Source organism: Rhodococcus sp. NPDC019050, assembly GCF_055664235.1.
In genome coordinates, this window is sequence record NZ_JBVOON010000001.1 from 520949 (window position 1) to 539207 (window position 18259).

Sequence of the window (18259 nt, forward strand, 5' to 3'; positions counted from 1 at the left end):
GCTGTGAAGAAACTGACAATGCTTGCCGTGGCACTCGCCACCTCCGCCGCCCTGACCGCGTGCGGTTCGAGCGACACGTCCGACGAACCCGCCGTGGTCATCGACGTGGCGAACATGTCGTATTCACCCGCTTCGGTCACGATCGAGGCCGGACAGACCGTGCAATGGCGTTTCGACGACAACGGTCTCCCCCACGACGTCGCGGGTGACGGCCCGCTCGAGGGTGTGCTGCAGAGCGAACTGCTCACCGAGGGCACCTACGAATACACCTTCGACGATCCGGGCACGTACACCTACCACTGCACGCCGCACCCGTCGATGGTCGGCACCGTCATCGTCGAGTAGTGGAGCATCGGGAAATGCTGCGCCGCAGCCGAATCGGCAGCTGGGCGATCACAGGCGGGATCGCCGCGGCGACGCTGACCGGATGTGCCGCGGACGTTCCCGATGCGGTGATCGAGATCAGCAACGTCCAATTCAGTCCGATGGACGCCACCGTCGCCGTCGGCGACACCGTCGAATGGCGGTTCGACGACGGTGGTCTCCTGCACCACGTGGAATCACCCGGTGAGTTCGACAGCGGGATCACCGGAGAAGGCACCTTTTCGTACACGTTCGACCGTCCCGGCACCTACACCTATACCTGCTCGATCCACCCGTACATGACCGGAACGGTCACCGTCCGCTGAGAAACGAGCGGGACTCTCGTACACAGCAACGACTCTGGAGGTTACCGATGACCACCGTCCTCACCCACGAACCGATCGCAACCGACTTACCCGACATCCGCCCGACGCTCTCGGGCGCCGTATCCACCACGGCACGGCTCGGCCTGGCCGCCGGTGCCGCAGTGGTCGGCGCCGGTGCCGCGACGCTCGCCGCACCGGCGACGGCGACGGCCCTGACAGCCGCCGTGGTCGGTGCCGGACTCGTCACCTCGCTCGCGGCGAACTGGTCCACCTGCGGAATGTCCGTGGCGGGGGTCGTCGCGGCGCCGAAACAGCCGGGCCGCAAGGGAGCATCCACCCCGCTGCGCCGGCTCGGCTGGCACGCACTCGGATCGGTGACCACCGGCGCGCTCACCGGTGCCGCCCTCGGTGCGCTCGGATCCGTCACCGCAGCGAATCTGTCCCCGCTGTGGCTGCTGTTCGGATGGGCAGTGTTCGCCCTCGCCTACGGTCTCCACGAGATCGGCGTCCTGTCGATGCCCGCTCCGATGCGCCGTCAGCAGTTGCCCCGGCACCTGCGGCGGACGATGGCCCCGTGGAAGGTCTCGCTCCTGTTCGGCGCGATCATCGGCCCCGGATTCCTCATCTTCATCCGGTCCAGCGCGTACTACCTGCTGGTGCTCGGCGTACTCGCCGTCGGATCCCCCGCGCTCGGCGCCGCGATGTTCACCGTCGTGTCCCTCGGCCGGTGCATGCCGAGTGTCGCTGCGATCGCGCACACCCGTCGCGGTGGCTCGATGCCGGGCTTCCTGTCGGTGATGTGTGTCGTCGACCGCCGCGTGCAGGCCGTGACGGGTGCCGCCCTGGTCGGGCTCGCAGCGTTCGCGGCGATCTCGCTGATCTGACACGCACTCGAATCGACACGGCTTCGATCCGACGCGATCCTCACCGACGCATGTGCCCCGGTCCTCACTGGACCGGGGCACATGCGTGTGTCGGACGAGGCGGCTCAGAGACGGAACTGTACGCCCGTGACGCGTTCGGACAGTTCCCACAACCGGCGTGCCGTCTCGGGGTCACGAGCCCGGGCGGAGCACCCGGAGAGGTGCGGTGACCCGTACAGTTCCAGGAATCCGTCGGGGCCGATGTAGCCGCCCCGCAGCCCCGGTGTGGTGGCGGCGTACAGCACCGATTCGGCACCCCGTTCCGGGGTGCGCTGCAGGATCTTCTTCCCGAATCCGAACAGCCGGTCGAACCAGGTGCCGGTATTGCTGCCGACGTTCGTGGCCGCATATCCGGGATGCGCGGCGAGCGACCGTACCGGGGACCCCGCCGCATCGAGGCGTCGCGCCAGTTCGAAGCTGAACATCAGGTTGGCGAGCTTGGACTGGGCGTAGGCGGCAGCGCGGTTGTACCGGCGGCGCTCCCAGTTGGGATCGTCCAGGTCGATGCGCCCGAAGCGATGTGCGGCGCTCGACACCGTCACGACTCGATCGGTGACACGATCCAGGAGCAGACCCGTCAATGCGAAATGGCCGAAGTAGTTGGTTCCCATCTGCATCTCGAACCCGTCGGCGGTCCGCTGCAGGGGCACGGCCATCACGCCGGCGTTGTTGATCAACACGTCGATCGTCTCGTGTGTGTCACGCAGACCCGACGCGAACTCCCGCACCGACGCCAGATCGGACAGATCCAGCCGGTGCACCGACGCCGTCGGACCGATCTTCTCGGCGACCAGTTTGCCCTTGTCGACGTTGCGGCACGCCAGGACGACGTGCGCTCCCGCAGCCCCCAATGCCAACGCGGTGGCTTCCCCCACCCCGCCGGTCGGACCGGTCACCACGAAGGTGCGGCCGACCGGCGAGAGGGACGGCTCAGGCGCCAATCGAGTTCTTCATCATGGGGAGCATGGCCCACAGTTCGTCCTGCCAGTAACCCCACGTGTGGGTGCCGGCGACCGGGAAGGAGAAGTGGGCGGTGTCGATTCCGAGCGTGGCGAGCCGAACCTGGAAGGCGCGGTTCTGGACCCGGGCGAGCGACTCGAGGCCCATCGCGTTGGCGGTGTTGAACACACCGATTGCCGAGTTGGGGCGGTCGTACTGCCCGGGCAACCCGCTCGATGCCGAGATCCACATGGGCAGGCCCCGGAGATTCGGCGCGGCAACGAACGGATCGTGCCGCAGCCACGCGGCGTCCCAGGGCGGACCCCACATCGCGTCGGAGTTGTAGCCGCCGGCGTCGAGCATTGCGACCCGGATGGCTTCGCGCATACCGGGCGCCGACAGGTTCAGGTAACCGGACATCGATCCGGCGAACGTGAACTGGTCACGGTGGTAGGCGGCGAGGATGAGTGCCGCGTTGCCGCCCATCGACAAGCCGACCACGGCGTTGCTGTTGCGGCTGATCCCGTAGACGGCCGCGAGATGGTCGGGCAGATTCCGGGTCAGGAAGGATTCCCACTTGTAGGTGTAGGGCTGCGCGTTGAAGTTGCTCGGGGCGTACCAGTCGGCGTAGAAGCTCGACTGTCCACCGACCGGCATGATCACGTTGACGCCGTGGTCGGAGAGCCACGCGGCGTTGGTTTCGTGTTCCCACCCGCTGACGTCGTTGGTGGCGCGCAGGCCGTCGAGCAGGTAGACCGCCTTGTTGCTGCCGTTGTTCGCACGCCAGATACGGACCTTGATCTGGCCGACCCCGCCGGGTGCTGCGACCCAGTCCTCGTGGAAGCGCGAATACGGATCGGCGGAGGCGGTGCCGGCGCTCACCCCTGTGAACACGAGGGCGAGCGGGAGAACCACGGCCACGAGGAGACGGACGAGAGTGCGACCCCGTCGCCTGCTCGCAGTTCCGGACGAGTTCGTCACACCAACATCCCCTTTGCACATAAGTAACATCGGTCACATCCGACTCACGGTAATTGTGAGCGCGAGTCCGTTGAAGGCTTACACACAATTGTTATCCTGCAAAGCGGAAACGTTATCCCGCATAATCGAGCGCGAGTCGTATGGTGCCGAATCCGCACCCCGGGCTCGGCCCCGCTACCGTGGGAAGTTGTGCCAGACGCTCCGCTTCCCGTCCGCGACGGGCTGAACCCGTCCCGCCTCCGATTACCGGAAAACAGCAGGTGGGCGACGGTCGCGGAGTATCTCCTCGACCGATTCCCCGACGACGTGCGTCGCGTGTCCGAGAAGATCCGTGCCGGCGAAGTGGTCGGCGGGGACGGAATCGCGATCACCACGGACACTCCGTACCGGGCGCGCTCGTTCGTGTATCTCTATCGTGATCCGCCGGTGGAATCGCGGGTGCCGTTCGATATCGAGATCCTGCACCGCGACGACAGATTGCTCGTCGTCGACAAGCCCCACTTCCTGGCGACGACTCCCCGCGGGTCGTGGATCACCGAAACCGCCCTGGTCCGTCTCCGCCGGGAACTCGATCTGCCCGAACTCTCACCCGTCCACCGACTCGACCGGCTGACCGCGGGAGTCCTCGTCTTCACGGTCCGCCGCGAGGCTCGCAGGGCGTACCAGATGATGTTCGATCAGCGTCTCGTCGAGAAGGAGTACGAGGCCGTCGCACCCCACTCACCCGACCTCACGTTTCCGCGCGAGGTGAGCAGTCGCATCCTCAAGGAACCCGGCGTGCTGCAGGCACGTGAGGTGCCGGGCCCGGTCAACGCGCTGACCCAGATCGAACTGCTCGACACCGACGGCGACATCGCCCGGTACCGCCTTCGTCCCCGGACGGGAAAAACGCACCAGCTTCGTGTGCACATGAACTCCCTCGGCATTCCGATTCTGGGCGACAATCTCTATCCCGAGGTGTACGAGGTTGCACCGCAGGACTATTCGAATCCGTTGCAATTGCTCGCCGTCGCGATCGAATTCGACGACCCGATCACGGGTCGCCGGACCCGCTTCGCGAGCCGCCGAAACCTGGCAGCATGGAGGCACAACACACCAGGACCCCGTTGACGGCACGGGTTCACGTCTTGGAGGACCCCATGGACATCGGCTCGGTTTCGCGTACCTACGACGGCCGCGTCGCTCTGCGTTTCCAACGAGCCTTCCCCCACTCCCGGGACGAGGTGTGGACGGTACTCACCGATCCCGAGCACCTCCGGTGCTGGTTTCCCGCCGCCGTGGAATTCGAACCCGCCCCCGATACCCCGCTCGAGTTCCGGTCCTCCGAAGACGAGGAGGGGCGTCTGGGAGTGCCGGCGGGTCACGCCACCACCGGTAGCGTCCTCGTGGTCCGCCCCGGTCACGTCCTCGAGTACCTGTGGGATTCGGACGTGCTGCACTGGGAGATCACGCAGGACGGCTCGGGCGGATGCTGGCTCACCCTCACCCACACCACCGACGACGAAGACGACGCCCTCGCGCACGGCGCCGGATGGCACGCGGGGTTCGAGGTGATGGAAGCCCAACTCGAGGGGCGGCCCATCGACTGGTCACCGAGGGACCGGGTGGCCGAACTGGCCGAGCACTACCGCCGGCCGTCCGCCTGACCCGCCGTCACGGTGTCGTCCTCGTCGTGCTCGGAGACATCGTGCCGCGAGACATCATGCTCGGACACCTCGCGCCCCGAGACAGCGGGACCAGCGACATCGGGCACCGGGACAGCGGGCCCCGGGACATCCTGCTCCGAGACGCGATCGACGATCTCGGTGGCCCAGGACCCGATCGCGTCCCAGTCACGGAAGTCCCCCGCCCGGACACCACACATGCGTGCGATCGCGCGCTCGCCCACCCCGAGCCGCGACGGATCGAGCTTGCCCGTCAGCCTCCGGTGTCCCCGGGCACCCGTACGGGTCTCCACGGAAGACACCCCGTACGACTTGAGCGCCGCGCGAATGCCCTTGGTGACGGGGACCGACGAGAACAGGAAGACGTCCCGGTCACGCAGCGCCTCCTCGTGGGCCCGCACGAACGCCCGGGCCGCCCGGAGCCACCGGAAGCGGTACACCGCACTTCCCAGCACGACGGCGTGGTACTCGTCGACACTGCCGACCTGTCCGGGGGGCACCACGTCGACCTGTGCACCGCGGTGCCGCATCGCCGCTGCCAGCGCCGTGGCGATCTCCGCCGTTGAGCCGTGCTTGCTCGCCGCCGCCACCAAAATCCTCATGCCCCATCCTCCGCTACTCGCGAGTACGAACCATGATCACGTGCCACATTCCGCTCGGCCAGGGCCGAAGGACCCTTCGACAGCTCATTTCACGTCACACCCACCTGTGATTTACGACAATCCGGACAGGTGCTGACAAGGTGGGATGCGGGTACCCACCAGAGACCCGAACAGGAGTTCATCGATGCCCCAGCGCCCCACCGTGTCCTCGGCCACCGAAACCGAACGGAAGTACACGGCCACCGACGCCGGTTCACTGCCCGAACTGGCGGGACTCCCGGGAGTCTCCGGGATCGACGTCGACACGGTGGAACTGTCCGCGCAGTACTACGACACCCACGACCTGCGACTGCTCCGGTCGAAGATCACCCTCCGGCGGCGCGAGGGCGGGGAGGACGCCGGCTGGCACGTGAAACTCCCCAGTGGCGTCGACACCCGCACCGAACTGCACTTTCCGCTCGACAGCGACGGGGAGTCCTCCGCAGAGCCTCCCGCCGAACTGATGAACCTTCTGCTCGGGGTACGGCGGGGAATGCCCGTCTCCCCCGCGGCGCTCCTCACCACCTCGAGGCACCGGCGCCGGCTCCGGACCAGCGACGGCATCCTGCTCGCCGAAGTCGTCGAGGACGATGTCGTGGCGGTGCGCGGTATCGACGGTGCCGAACTGCACTGGCGTGAGATCGAGGTCGAGGCCGGTCCTTCGCTGAGCAACCACGACCGGGCAACCCTCCTCGACACCATCGAGGAGCGCCTCACGGCCGCCGGGATCACCCGGTCGTTCAGCCCGTCCAAGGTGCACCGGGTCCTGGGTGATCTCCTCCCGGTCGCACCCGGACTCACCGAGGGCATCCGCTACCTGCGGGACTATCTCGCGAACGAACTCCACACCCTCGATCTGTCCGACATCGCCTTGCGCCGGGAGGGACCCGACTCGGTGCACAGCATGCGCAAGGCGTCGCGGCGCATCCGGAGCGCAGTCCAGACCTATGCCGCGGATTTCGATCTCGACGAGGCTCTCGTCGACGAACTCCGCTGGTTCGGCCGGCGGCTGAGCACGTCGCGCGATCTCGAGGTCCAGTGGGAACGCCTGGCAGACAAGGTCGTCGAGATCCCCATCGATCGATATCGCGAAGCCACGAAAATGCGTATCGACGAATACTTTTCGGCCAAGACCGAGGGTGCCCGCATCGAAGCGATGGAAGCCCTCGACTCGGAGCGGTATCTCTCGCTGCTGCACTCCCTCGACACCCTGCTGGACGGGTTGGGAAAGACCCCGCCGGCGCGGCGGCGCAAGTCGATCCTGCAGCCGGAAAAACTGGCACAGAGCGTCGCCGCGGTTGCGAAGAACGTCGACAAACGTGTTGCCCGAGTGCGCAAGGCAGACGATCCGCACGAGCGTGACGAACGGATGCACCGCGCCCGGAAGGGCGCGAAGCGGATGCGATACGCCATCGAGGTGATCGCCCCCCTGCATCCGAAACGCACGGCGCGCATCCTCTCGGAGTTCGACGATTTCCAGGACATGCTCGGTGAGTTCCAGGACTCCGTCGTCTCGCGAGAACACCTGCTGGACATACTGTCCGAACAGGGCCACGCCGCCGAGTCGAGCTTCGGCCTCGGAGTCCTCTACCGTCTCGAGGCCGAAATCGGTCGCCGGCAAGCGGCTCACCTCGAGCCCGCGTGGAAAAAGGCCCTCGGATCGGCCGAGAAGCTCTGGGCATGAGCAGGTCCTCCGACTCTGGCCCGGTGCACGCCGAACGGACATGATGGAGGACAGGCGACTGAGGAGGTAGCCAGATGGGCGTCCCCGACATGATGCGGGCGTGGCGTGTCGAGTCTCCGGCTCCGATCGCGACGCACCCTCTCGAGCCCGTCCGCATTCCCGTTCCGGAGCCGAACCCGGGCGAACTGCTCGTGCGCGTGCTCTCGTGCGGCGTGTGCCGAACCGACCTTCACGTCGCCGAAGGTGATCTCCCCGTCCACCGGCCGGGTGTCGTGCCGGGTCACGAAATCGTCGGAGAGGTCGTCGGCGGCGACCTGGGCGACCACCACCTCGGCGACCGGGTGGGGATTCCGTGGTTGCGAAGCACGTGCGGGCGCTGCCGTTACTGCCTCCGGGGCGACGAGAACCTCTGTCCACGTTCGACATACACCGGATGGGACGCAGACGGCGGGTACGCCGAGTACGCCACCGTCCTGCGCGACTACGCACTCGCGCTACCGGCGGGCTACACCGACGCGGAACTCGCGCCGCTGTTGTGCGCAGGCATCATCGGGTATCGCGCGTTGCAGCGGGCATCCGTTCCGGAGGCAGGTGTGCTCGGTGTCTACGGCTTCGGCGGCAGTGCCCATCTGGCCTCCCAGGTCGCGATTGCGCGTGGTGCGCGCGTGCACGTGATGACCCGCGGCGCCGACGCCAAGGCTCTGGCGCTCGAACTCGGAGCAGCCTCTGCCCAGGGTGCCTACGACAGCCCTCCCGAACCGCTCGATTCGGCGATCCTGTTCGCCCCGGTGGGAGACATGGTGCCGCCGGCGCTGTCCGCACTCGATTCCGGAGGAACACTCGCAATCGCCGGGATCCATCTGAGTGATGTACCGCCGCTGAAGTATCAGCAACACCTGTTCAGGGAGAGGCAGATTCGTAGTGTCACCGCCAACACCCGATCCGACGCGCGGGCGTTCCTCGACTTCGCCGGAGAACACAGAATGCATGTGACCACGACGCCCTACCCACTCGAACAGGCAGACCGAGCCCTCGCCGATCTGGAGGCCGGCCGATTCGCCGGGGCTGCCGTCATCGTGGCGTAGCGTGAACCCGTAGTCGATCAAGGTGGCCGGTCCGCTCGGACACGGCACCGCCGGATCGTCGCACAAGGAAAATGAACAAGGAGACATCGATGAGCACACCGAGCAACCGCAACGCCGTCGTCGCAGGCGTCGACGGTTCCGAAACCGCGGCTGCAGCCGCCCGGTGGGCCGGCGCTCTCGCCGCACGTCTCGAGGCACCGCTGCACCTGGTGCACTCGCTGCCCAGCGAGGGCATCTTCTACAGCGAAGCCGCCGTCCTGATCCAGTCGCAGATGGTCGAGCAGCTCAAGGCCGACGGGGAGAAACTCCTCCGCGAGATCACCGCCAAGGTGCACGCCGACCAGCCGGACCTCGAGATCAAGAGCTTCATCGGCCCCGGCCCCGCCGCCACCTCGCTGCTCGAAGCGGCCGAGGACGCGCGCATCGTGGTGCTCGGTGCCACCGGCGCCGGAGCCGTCGAGAACTTCCTGCTCGGCTCGACCGTGCTGCGCGTCGCCAACAACGCGCCGTGCCCGGTCGTCGTGTGGCGCGGTGAGACCGCTAACCCGCTGCCCGATGCCCGTCCGATCGTGGTCGGCGTGGACGGAAGCGAACTCTCTGCTGCGGCAGTGCGTTACGCATTCCAGGTGGCGTCCTTCCTCGGTGCGCCGCTCACGGCGGTGCACTCCTGGATCGGCGACGCCGCCCTCGGCGTGGGCGCAACGTCCGCGCTCGTCGACTGGGATGCCGTCGCCGAGTCCGAATCGGTCGTACTCGCCGAAGCCCTCGCGGGCCTTCAGGAGGAGTACCCCGACGTCGAGGTTCAGCGAGTGCTCGACCGCGGCCCCGCGGCACGGGTGCTGCTCAAGCATCTGGGCGACGCCCAGCTTGCCGTCGTCGGCAGCCACGGCCGTGGCCAGTTCCGGGCCGCGCTGCTCGGTTCCACGAGCCAGAACCTGCTGCACAAGGCTCCGTGCCCCGTGCTGGTCGCGCGCAAGCTCTGATCCACCGCCGACGCGGAGCCGTTCCCGTTCGGGAGCGCTCCGCGTCGTCGCGTTTCGAGGGACCCTTCGAGACGCGCGCCTCACCAGGGCGCAGGACCGAGTTCCCTCTCCAGCCAAGCCCCGTCGACGGCACCGGGCCCGGTTGTGTCCACCACAACCGCGGCGGGCCACTCGTCCCGGCGTTCGAGTTGCGCGGCGAGCACGGCGGGTGTCGCATCGGACGGATCGTCGCCGCGTTCGGCCCGAGCGCGGATCCGCTGCACCAACACCGCCGGATCTGCGCGGCACTCGATTTCGATCGTCTCGACGCCCGCCGCCGCAGCCGTCTCCCGCGCCCGGATGCGCTGGGACTCGGAGAGCCACGTGGCGTCCAGAACCACCGACCGGCCGAAAGCGAGTTCGGCGGAAGCCCTCGTCGACATCTCCTCGTAGGTCGCGTCCGTATGGGCCGACGAATAGAGTCCGGCGTCCACGCCGTCGCCGGTGCGGTCCGTCGGACCGATGCCCGCGAGTTCTTTGCGGATGACGTCGCTTCGCAGCACCGAGGCGCCCAGATACTCCCCGATCGTCCGGGAGAGCGTGGACTTCCCCGTGCCGGCGACACCACCGACCAGCACCAGTCGCACCCGCCCGCGTTCGAGGTGACGCTCCACCTGCGTCAGGAACGCCGACGCGACCGCACCGGATGCCTCGTCTCCCTGCTCGTGCCGCAGCGCGGTCACCTTGGCGCGCACGAGTGCGCGGTACGCGATGTAGTGGTGGACGAGCGAACGCGGCGGCACGTCCCCGGAGGCCGCCGCGTAGTAGCGCAACAGTTGCCGAGCTCCGTCCGTCGCACCCACTCGCTCGAGATCCATTGCGAGAAAAGCGATATCGAGGAGCGCGTCGCCGTATCGCAGCTCGTCGTCGAACTCCAGGCAATCGATGATCCGCGGACCGTCGTCGAGGCAGAAAATGTCGTCCGCCAGGAGATCACCGTGACCGTCGACCGCGCGTCCCGCCTCGATCCTCGCGGCGAACAGCGGCGCCCGCCCCTCGATATAGCCGGCCGCGGCCGCGCGGATGCGCGCGACCGCAGACGCGTCCCGCCTGCCCACCGGCAACCGTTCGAGGTGGTCGAGGCTCAGGGTCCACAGGTTGGCGAGGAACTCCGCGGACGCACACCGGTCGATGGCGACGTCGCGAGGCGACAACGCGTGCAGTCGTGCGACCTGCCGCGCGACGGAGTCGAGGATCGACTCGATGTCCTCTCCACGCTCGGCCAGCATCGCCAGTCTGCGGTCGTCCGGTAGTCGCACCATCTCGACGAGGTGTTCGCACACCTGCCCGTCGGGTCCGTGCACATCGGCGACTCCGAGATAGACGTCCGGTGCAAGCCGGCGGTTGAGGTCCACCTCACGGTGACACGTGCGCTCACGTGCTTCCCGTGTCCGGTTGTCGAGGAAGCCCAGATCGAGCGGCTTCTTCATCTTGTGCACGCGATCGCCGACGAGGAAGAGCACCGATGTGTGGGTCTCCCGTACCGCCGCGTATCCGGCACCGGGTGTTTCGGCGGAACCTGGCACAGCCACTCTCCCGTCCGCGGGGTACCGGCCCCCGCGCCCTTGACATTCTCGTCCCGACCGCCGCACGGTACACGTGTTCGTACCCGGTTTCTCCGCCCGATGCGCCGAGTAAACCCCCCTCGTCGGGGTAGTTTTCAGATCGGGTGACCGAACGAACGGGGCGACATGAGGGAAGACGGGCAGGGTGGCTCGCGCACATCGACACGTCCGACCGTGGTGGTTGCGGCCGCGACCACCCCGATCGAGCAGAGGCTCATCACGGACTGGCTCCGGTCCGATCAGGTGCCCGCCGAATACCGCACACCGGTAGCCCCCGAGGCGATCGACCTCGATACGCAACTTCTCACCACTCACCTGCTCGGCCGCACCGACGACCCGCTCGTACTGCCGGTCCGGGTGGTGTGGCTTCCCGCCGAACGCGACGGCGCTCGCCGGGCGAGATTCTCCGATGTCCTCGCACTCACCAACCCCCGGAACCCGAACCGGCTGATCCAGAAGTGGCTCGTGGGCAAAGGCGCCGACCGTTACCGGATCGTGGTGGCAAGGCCCGCCCCGTTGAGCGAACTTCGCGAGCGGTTCACTGCGGAGTACGGGTCGGATGCGTCCGAAGCACCGGATCTGGCTCGCTACATCACGCGCCGCGCGGTGCTCGCGCTCGAGCGGGCCGAGCGCGCCGTGATCGGCGACCGGTACAAGGTGCCCAGACTCGTCGCCGAGCAGATCATGGATTCGTCGGCGTTCCGGCAGCGGCTCGACGCCCTCGCCACCGAACTGCGGTTGTCTCGTGCCGAAGTGGACGCACGGGCGCGTAACGCGCTGGGCGGACTCGTGGCGGTGCAGTCCCGTCTGGTCTCCGATCTGTTCACCCAGGCGATGCGGCCGCTGCACGCATCCGCGTGGACGGTGCACGCCGACGAATCGGGATTGCGTTCCCTACGCGGGCTAAATCGGACGCGCCCACTGGTGTTTCTGCCGTCGCACCGCTCGTACGCCGACGCGCTCGTCCTCGGCGACATCCTTGCGGCCAACGAATTCCCCCGCAACCATCTGATGGGCGGGGCGAACCTGACGTTCTGGCCGATCGGGCCGATGGCGCGCCGTACGGGGACCGTGTTCATCCGGCGCAGTTTTCACGACGACGCTGTGTACAAGGCGGCGCTCGAGGAGTATTTCGCTTTTCTCCTCGGCAAACGGTTCAACCTCGAGTGGTACTTCGAAGGCGGTCGTACACGGACCGGCAAGCTGCGGCCGCCGCGGTACGGGTTGCTCAACTACGTCGCCAACGCGATTCGCAGCGGACGGGTCGAGGACGCGATGCTCGTGCCGGTCTCCATCACCTACGAGGCGCTGGCGGAGGTCGCTGCGGTCGCGGCCGAGCAGACCGGTAGTGCGAAGAAACCCGAGGGACTGACGTGGTTGTTCCGGTACATGCGCAGCCAGCAGCGGAGCGCCGGCCACGTGTACGTGAGCTTCGGTGATCCGCTCTCGATGCGTTCGTGCCTCGCCGCGAACGGCGATCCCGACCTCTCCGGGGACCTTCCCGCCGACGACACGGAACGTTCCGATCGCCGCCGCAAGGCGCTCCAGAAGGTCGCGTTCGAAGTCGCGGTCGGGATCAACAGCAAGACGCCGGTCACGGTGAATTCCCTCGTGACGCTCGCCCTGCTCGGCGTACGCGACCGCTCGCTCACGCTCGAGGAGGTCCGGGCGGTGATCGGACCCGTGCGGGCTTACCTCGACCAGCGGCGTATCCCCCACGGTGAACTGAGGATTCTCGACATCGAAGGCGGACTCGACAAGGTGCTGGCGTCCCTCACCGACGCCGGGGTGGTGACCACGTACGCCGGCGGTGAGGAACCTGTGTACTCGATCCACCGCGGTCAGCATCTCGTCGCCGCGTTCTACCGCAACAGCGGTGTGCACTGGTTCGTCAACAGGTCGATCCTCGAACTCGCAGTTCTCTACGCGCACGACAGTCCTGCCGAAGGCGACCCCGTGCGCGTCGCGTGGGAGGAGGCCAAGCGTCTCCGGGATCTACTGAAGTTCGAGTTCTTCTTCCCCGACCGGGACACCTTCGAAGCGCAGATGCGCGAGGAACTCGAACTTCTCGTACCCGAGTGGGGCGACTCGATGCCCACCAAGGAGCAGGCACTCACCGGGCTCGTCGAAACCGGCTTCTTCATGTCGCATCGCACGTTGCGTTCCTTCTTCGACGCGCAACTCGTCGTCGCCGAACGACTCGCCAAGCGCGACCCCTCCCTGGAGATCGCGGAAGGGCCGTTCCTCGACGAATGCGTGTCGGTGGGCCGGCAGATGCTGCTGCAGGGCAGGTTGCACGGCGACGAATCGGTGTCGTCGGAGTTGTTCGCCACCGCACTGGATCTGGCCCGCAACCGCGGACTCCTCGATGGGGACGAGTCCGTGCGGGAGAAGAGAAGCACGTTCGCGGCGCAACTGCTGGCAGTGGGTGAACGGATTGCGCTCGCCGAATCGCTCGACGTGTCGAACAGGAAGGCGGAGCGGTGAAGATCGAGACGGCACTCGAACGGGTACGTACCGGACCGCAGGGGCCGGAAACCGCGGCGTTCTTCGACTTCGACGGCACCATCGTGCACGGATTCTCCGGCCTGCACTTCTTCCGGGACCGCCTTCTCTCCGGCGACGTCGGTGCGACCGAACTCGCGGCAACGATGCTCAACGGTCTGCGCGGCACGGAAACCGAAGACGATTTCGAGCGATTCGCCGGGACGGTCTTCAAAGCCTGGCGCGGCCATACCGAGGACGAGTTGTACGACCTGGGCAGCCGATTGTTCATGTCCACCATCGCCGGCCACCTCTATCCCGAAGCGTGGCAACTCGTCGGAGCACATCAGAACGCGGGTCATACCGTGGTGATCGCGTCGTCGGCGTCGCGCTACCAGATCCAGGCGTGCAGCGACGCGCTCGGCGTGGAGCACGTCCTGTACACCCCCCTCGAAGTACGTGACGGCATCCTCACCGGACGAGTCGACGGCAGGTCGCTGTGGCGCAGTGGGAAAGCCCAGGCCGCGCGCGCCTTCATGGACGCGCACAACATCGACAGCGACACCAGTTACTCGTACTCCAACGGTGGTGAGGACGCCGGTTTCCTCGCGGAGACAGCGCATCCCACGGCAACGAATCCGGATCGCACTCTCCAGCGCATCGCGCTCGAAAAGGATTGGCCGATACTGCGTTTCCGGCCGAGGGGCACTCCCGGTCCGAAGGAATTCGTCCGCACCGCCGCGGCGTACGGAGGGTTGCTCGGCTCGGTGTGGACAGGGCTCGGGCTCGGACTGCTCAACGGCAGCAGGAAGATCGCGCTCGAAACCATTCTGAACGTCGGATCGGAGGTGTCGCTAGCGCTCGCCGGAATCGACGTGCGGGTCGTCGGGCAGGCGAATGCGTGGGCGGCGCGTCCGGCGGTCTTCATCTTCAACCATCAGAGCCAACTCGATCCGGTGATCCTCGCGAAGGTGCTGCGCAAAGACTTCACCGGCGTCGCCAAGCAGGAGATCGCACGCGACCCGATCTTCGGCCCCCTACTGCGTTTCGGCGGTGTCACGTTCGTGGACCGGAGCAACACCGAACGAGCCGTCGCGGCACTCGGCCCGGTCGTCGAGACCTTGCGCGAGGGCACCTCGGTGGTCATCGCCCCCGAAGGAACCCGTTCGCTCACGCCGGTGATCGGTTCGTTCAAGAAAGGTGCCTTCCGTATCGCGATCGAAGCCGGAGTCCCGGTCGTGCCGGTCGTGATCCGCAATTCGGGAGAGATGCTGTGGAAGCACTCCACGCTCCTCCGGTCGGGCACGGTCGACGTCGCGGTGCTCGATCCCATCGACGTCACGGACTGGTCGCCGGACGACTTGGGTGACCACATCGCCGAGGTCGAAGATCTCTACCGTCACACCCTCGGCCGGTGGCCGGTAGCTCTATGACCGACGACGAGAACCCTGGGGACGAAAACTACCGGGCCGATAACCACCGGGCCGAAAACCACGGGGACCACCCACCCGAGGACGCGGACCGCGAGAAGGCGGACCACGAGAAGTCAGGCGAGTCCGGAACCACGGGGCCGCTGACGCCGAACCGTCGCAGGAAGCTCAAGTGGATCGTCGGTGGGCTGCTGGTCGTGGTGCTCACCGTCGAGGTGATCCTGATCTGGCCGGAGTTGTCGAGAAGCGTCCGCGATCTCGGTGATCTGAAGTGGTGGTGGGTCGCGGCCGCGATCGTTGCCTCGATGGCGGAGATGTCGAGTTTCGCGCGCGTACAACGGGCCCTGCTGTCCGCTGCCGGGGTCAAGGTGACCCAGCGCCAGTCGCTGTCGGTGGCGCTCGCGGCGAATTCGATGAGCGTGACGCTCCCCGGCGGGCCGGTGGTGGCGACGACGTTCACCTACCGCCGGATGCGCGCATGGGGAGCCCAGCCGGTTGTCGCGACGTGGCAGCTCGTCATGGCCGGCGTGTTGCAGGCGGCGGGTCTCGCGCTGCTGGGACTTGTCGGCGCTCTGCTGGTCGGGGCGACCACCAACCCGTTCTCACTGATCTTCTCCGCCGGCGCGCTTTTCCTGATCGTCGTGCTGATCCAGTACGCGGCGAGCAACCCCGGCTCGTTCGAGTCCATCGGCTTGATCGCTCTGCGCGGCGTCAACCGGATGCGGAAGAAGCCCGAGGAGACCGGGGCACGTGCGTGGAAGAAGATCGTCATCCAGATCCGTGCCGTGCAACTCGACCGGCCGCACGCCGCGCGCGCCTTCGGCTGGTCGTTGTTCAACTGGTTGTGTGACGGGGCCTGCCTGATGTTCGCGGCGTACGCGGTCGGCGGGCACCCGAGCATCGCCGGGATCGCGGTGGCATACGCGGCCGGCACTGCCGCGAGCCGGGCCATTCCCCTGCTGCCCGCGGGTCTGGGTGTCATGGATGCGGTGCTCGTGCCGGCGCTGACCGCCAGTGGCATGAGTGGCGCGGAGGCCCTGTCCGCGGTCGTCGTCTACCGGTTGATCAGCTTCGTTCTCGTCGCTGTGGTGGGCTGGATCGTGTTCGCCTTCCGCTACCGCGGTGCCCCCACCGACGACACCGAACCACCGCCGAACCTGCAACTCTGGCGCGACGACTAGCGACTGCCCGGTCCGCGCGCCGCAGCGCACGCTGTAGAGCCGCAGGTGGTGGTGAGACGAATCCCACGACACTAGAGCAAGTACGCTGCTCCGGGGCCACGCGCCGGCGTGACCTCATTTCCGAGTGGAGGGACGTCGTTCGTGGCACAGCAAGAGGGCGCCAAGAAGCGAGAGGTCTGGTCGGGCCGGTCGGTGTTCATCATGGCCGCCATCGGTTCCGCTGTGGGGTTGGGCAACATCTGGCGCTTCCCGTACATCGCGTACGAGAACGGCGGCGGCGCGTTCCTGATCCCGTATCTGGTTGCCCTGCTCACCGCGGGCCTCCCATTGCTGTTCGTCGACTACGCGATCGGCCACAAATTCCGGGGATCGCCGCCGTTGTCGTTCCGGCGACTCGGCCGCTGGGCCGAGTTCCTCGGATGGTGGCAGGTGCTGGTGTGCTTCGTCATCGGTGTGTACTACGCGGTCATCATCGCGTGGGCCGCGCGCTACACGTTCTTCTCTCTCAGCGAAGCGTGGGGTGACGACGCGGAAGGGTTCTTCCTCGAAACGTTCCTGCAGGTCGACGGTGATTCCGCATTCGGGATGAGTTTCGTGCCGGGTGTCGCGTGGCCGTTGCTCGCAGTCTGGGTCCTCACGCTCGGTGTTCTCGCGCTCGGGGTGCAGCGCGGTATCGGCAACGCCAACCGGTTCTTCGTGCCGCTCCTTGTTGTCCTGTTCGGCGCACTCGTCGTGCGAGCGCTGACCCTCGAGGGCGCCACCCTCGGCCTCGACGCCTTCTTCACGCCCAACTGGTCCGCACTGACCGATACGAGCGTGTGGATCGCCGCGTACGCGCAGATCTTCTTCTCGCTCTCCGTCGCGTTCGGCATCATGATCACCTACTCGTCGTACCTCAAGCGCAAGACCAACCTCACCGGTTCGGGCCTTGTCGTCGGGTTCTCGAACTCGAGTTTCGAGGTCCTGGCCGGCATCGGCGTGTTCTCCGCGCTGGGCTTCATGGCCCAGGCACAGGGGGTGGCGATCGACGAGGTCGTCGCCGGCGGCATCGGACTGGCGTTCATCGCGTTCCCGACCATCGTCTCCGAGATGCCGGGCGGCCCGATCTTCGGTGTCCTCTTCTTCGGCTCCCTCGTGTTCGCCGGTTTCACGTCCCTCATCAGCATCATCCAGGTCGCCGTCTCGGCGTTCGAGGACAAGACCGGCCTCGGACGGGTCCCCGCCGTCCTCACGATCGGTGGCGTGTCGGCAATCGTCTCGCTGTTGCTCTTCCCCACCACCACCGGACTCAACACGCTCGACGTGGTCGATCGCTTCGCCAACCAGTTCGGCATCGTGGGCGTCGCCTTCGTGGCACTCATCGTGATCGCGTGGATTCTGCGGCGTCTGCCCGACCTGCGAGACCACCTCAATTCGGTGTCGTCGTTCAAGGTCGGCCGGGGCTGGCTGGTGTTCACCGGCGGTGTCACACCCCTCGTGCTGGGATACATGCTGTTCAGCGAGATCCGTGATCGCCTGAGCGAGGGCTACGGCGGACTGCCCGACGACCTCGTCCTGGTGTTCGGCTGGGGTGTCCAGGCAGTGGTGATCGTCGCCGCCGTCGCACTCTCGTTCATCCCGTGGCGCAAGGATCTCGACCTCGGATACGAAGCCGGTGGCATTCCCGCCTCCGCCGCGACCGTCTCCGCCACGGATTCCGACACAACCACCGGAGGTACCAAGTGAGCGCATCCGCCATCGCCCTGATGGTTTTCGCACTGGTCACGCTGTGGGGCGGTCTCGCAGTGAGCATCGTGCACCTGCACAACAACCCCGACGAACCGGAGTGATTCCGGGCCGCTGAGCCGGGCTCACAACGACTACACGCATAGGGGCGGGGGGGGGGGGGGGGGGGGGGGCCCCCCCGGGGGGGGGGGGGGGGGGGCGGCCCCCCCCCCCCCCCCCCGGGGGGGGGGGGGGCGGGGGCCCCCC

17 protein-coding genes are annotated in these 18259 nt (G+C 67.1%); 13 read left to right on the forward strand and 4 right to left on the reverse strand.

The window, feature by feature from the left end:
• The first annotated feature begins 18 nt into the window (after positions 1 to 18).
• Genes AC0B44_RS02510 through AC0B44_RS02520 form a run of 3 tightly spaced genes read left to right on the forward strand, consistent with a single transcriptional unit; the run spans position 19 to position 1573 of the window.
• Positions 19 to 345 (forward strand): cupredoxin domain-containing protein, encoded by a 327-nt coding sequence (locus AC0B44_RS02510; RefSeq protein WP_471901379.1) that lies wholly within the window; start codon positions 19 to 21, stop codon positions 343 to 345.
• Between the two features lie 14 nt (positions 346 to 359).
• Positions 360 to 689: a cupredoxin domain-containing protein gene (locus tag AC0B44_RS02515; RefSeq protein WP_471901327.1), complete on the forward strand. Its 330-nt coding sequence runs from the start codon at positions 360 to 362 to the stop codon at positions 687 to 689.
• Between the two features lie 47 nt (positions 690 to 736).
• A complete protein-coding gene (locus AC0B44_RS02520) occupies positions 737 to 1573 on the forward strand; it encodes a methylamine utilization protein (protein WP_471901328.1) in 837 nt (278 codons plus the stop codon).
• A gap of 104 nt (positions 1574 to 1677) precedes the next feature.
• Here the strand turns inward: AC0B44_RS02520 and AC0B44_RS02525 are convergent, their stop codons facing one another.
• Together AC0B44_RS02525 and AC0B44_RS02530 are read right to left on the reverse strand one after the other, a co-directional pair.
• Entirely contained in the window at positions 1678 to 2553 is an 876-nt protein-coding gene (locus tag AC0B44_RS02525; RefSeq protein ID WP_471901329.1) for an oxidoreductase, read from the reverse strand.
• Positions 2543 to 3553: an alpha/beta hydrolase gene (locus tag AC0B44_RS02530; RefSeq protein WP_471901330.1), complete on the reverse strand. Its 1011-nt coding sequence runs from the start codon at positions 3551 to 3553 to the stop codon at positions 2543 to 2545. The genes AC0B44_RS02525 and AC0B44_RS02530 overlap by 11 nt, the downstream gene beginning before the upstream one ends.
• A 168-nt stretch (positions 3554 to 3721) precedes the next feature.
• Between AC0B44_RS02530 and AC0B44_RS02535 the strand changes: the two genes are divergently transcribed.
• Both AC0B44_RS02535 and AC0B44_RS02540 read left to right on the forward strand, forming a co-directional pair.
• The gene (locus AC0B44_RS02535) at positions 3722 to 4642 is read left to right on the forward strand and encodes a pseudouridine synthase (protein WP_471901331.1); all 921 of its coding nucleotides are present in this window, start codon (positions 3722 to 3724) and stop codon (positions 4640 to 4642) included.
• A gap of 29 nt (positions 4643 to 4671) precedes the next feature.
• Positions 4672 to 5178, forward strand: coding sequence for an SRPBCC domain-containing protein (locus AC0B44_RS02540; protein WP_471901332.1), 507 nt, complete (start codon positions 4672 to 4674; stop codon positions 5176 to 5178).
• On the opposite strand, the gene AC0B44_RS02545 is transcribed toward AC0B44_RS02540, so the two are convergent.
• Positions 5157 to 5798 carry a flavodoxin domain-containing protein gene (locus tag AC0B44_RS02545; RefSeq protein ID WP_471901333.1) on the reverse strand — a complete coding sequence of 214 codons (642 nt, stop codon included), beginning with the start codon at positions 5796 to 5798 and terminating at the stop codon, positions 5157 to 5159. The genes AC0B44_RS02540 and AC0B44_RS02545 overlap by 22 nt on opposite strands.
• Positions 5799 to 5982: 184 nt before the next feature.
• Here AC0B44_RS02545 and AC0B44_RS02550 point away from each other — a divergent pair, with 184 nt between their 5' ends.
• From AC0B44_RS02550 to AC0B44_RS02560, 3 genes are all read left to right on the forward strand, one after another.
• Positions 5983 to 7521: a CYTH and CHAD domain-containing protein gene (locus tag AC0B44_RS02550; RefSeq protein WP_471901334.1), complete on the forward strand. Its 1539-nt coding sequence runs from the start codon at positions 5983 to 5985 to the stop codon at positions 7519 to 7521.
• A 92-nt stretch (positions 7522 to 7613) separates the two neighbouring features.
• A complete protein-coding gene (locus AC0B44_RS02555; protein ID WP_471901380.1) occupies positions 7614 to 8606 on the forward strand; it encodes a zinc-binding alcohol dehydrogenase family protein in 993 nt (330 codons plus the stop codon).
• 89 nt (positions 8607 to 8695) lie between these two features.
• Entirely contained in the window at positions 8696 to 9589 is an 894-nt protein-coding gene (locus AC0B44_RS02560; protein ID WP_471901335.1) for a universal stress protein, read from the forward strand.
• An 80-nt stretch (positions 9590 to 9669) separates the two neighbouring features.
• On the opposite strand, the gene AC0B44_RS02565 is transcribed toward AC0B44_RS02560, so the two are convergent.
• A complete protein-coding gene (locus AC0B44_RS02565) occupies positions 9670 to 11160 on the reverse strand; it encodes a bifunctional aminoglycoside phosphotransferase/ATP-binding protein (protein ID WP_471901336.1) in 1491 nt (496 codons plus the stop codon).
• Positions 11161 to 11319: 159 nt separating this feature from the next.
• Between AC0B44_RS02565 and AC0B44_RS02570 the strand changes: the two genes are divergently transcribed.
• From AC0B44_RS02570 to AC0B44_RS02590, 5 genes are all read left to right on the forward strand, one after another.
• Entirely contained in the window at positions 11320 to 13680 is a 2361-nt protein-coding gene (locus AC0B44_RS02570) for a glycerol-3-phosphate 1-O-acyltransferase (RefSeq protein WP_471901337.1), read from the forward strand.
• Complete coding sequence (locus AC0B44_RS02575; RefSeq protein ID WP_471901338.1) at positions 13677 to 15110, forward strand: 1-acylglycerol-3-phosphate O-acyltransferase; 1434 nt, start codon at positions 13677 to 13679, stop codon at positions 15108 to 15110. The genes AC0B44_RS02570 and AC0B44_RS02575 overlap by 4 nt, the downstream gene beginning before the upstream one ends.
• On the forward strand, positions 15092 to 16288 hold the full coding sequence (locus AC0B44_RS02580; protein WP_471901339.1) for a lysylphosphatidylglycerol synthase transmembrane domain-containing protein: 1197 nt from the start codon (positions 15092 to 15094) through the stop codon (positions 16286 to 16288). Before AC0B44_RS02575 ends, AC0B44_RS02580 begins: the two co-directional genes overlap by 19 nt.
• Before the next feature lie 141 nt (positions 16289 to 16429).
• On the forward strand, positions 16430 to 18013 hold the full coding sequence (locus AC0B44_RS02585) for a sodium-dependent transporter (RefSeq protein ID WP_471901340.1): 1584 nt from the start codon (positions 16430 to 16432) through the stop codon (positions 18011 to 18013).
• The gene (locus AC0B44_RS02590; protein ID WP_471901341.1) at positions 18010 to 18117 is read left to right on the forward strand and encodes a methionine/alanine import family NSS transporter small subunit; all 108 of its coding nucleotides are present in this window, start codon (positions 18010 to 18012) and stop codon (positions 18115 to 18117) included. Before AC0B44_RS02585 ends, AC0B44_RS02590 begins: the two co-directional genes overlap by 4 nt.
• The last annotated feature ends 142 nt before the right edge of the window (positions 18118 to 18259 follow it).